The organism is Vibrio sp. 2134-1 (assembly GCF_033339495.1).
The window spans coordinates 1-619 of record NZ_JAWOUS010000608.1 but is presented as its reverse complement, the minus strand read 5'-3'; the positions used below and the strand labels follow the sequence as shown (position 1 = coordinate 619).

Sequence of the window (619 nt, the reverse complement as noted above, 5' to 3'; positions counted from 1 at the left end):
AAAAGCGGGCACACTTATCGTTGACCACGTTGAAATTTCGGAAAACGCGATTGCTGGTCAACTTAATGAAGCCAACGGCCACTACGTATTAAAAACACTAGAAAGAGCCGCTTTGGGCTGTATGAATGATGAATTTGATGCTATTGTCACCGGCCCTGTTCACAAGGGGGTGATCAATCGCGCAGGTGTTGCATTCAGTGGTCATACTGAATTCTTTGCCGAGAAATCAAATACACCGTTAGTGGTGATGATGTTGGCAACAGAAGGACTGCGTGTCGCATTGGTTACCACACATATTCCATTGGCGTATGTGTCAAAAGCGGTCACCGAAGAGCGACTAGAGAAGATCATCGATATTCTTCATAAAGACCTCGTAGAAAAATTTGCCATCGCAGAGCCAAACATCTATGTTTGCGGGCTTAATCCTCATGCAGGTGAAGATGGCTGTTTAGGTCGTGAAGAGATCGAGACCATCACTCCGACACTGGAAAAGATTCAAAAAGAAAAAGGTATCAAGCTGATCGGCCCACTGCCGGCAGATACCATTTTCAATGAAAAATATTTAAACGATGCAGATGCTGTTTTAGGCATGTACCACGACCAAGGATTGCCAGTATTA

Annotated in this window: 1 protein-coding gene; it reads left to right on the top strand. The window is 44.4% G+C overall.

Features of this window, described 5'->3' with window-relative positions:
* A partial coding sequence (locus R7R78_RS27510) for a 4-hydroxythreonine-4-phosphate dehydrogenase PdxA (protein ID WP_225474781.1) occupies positions 1–619 on the top strand: 619 nt, incomplete at both ends.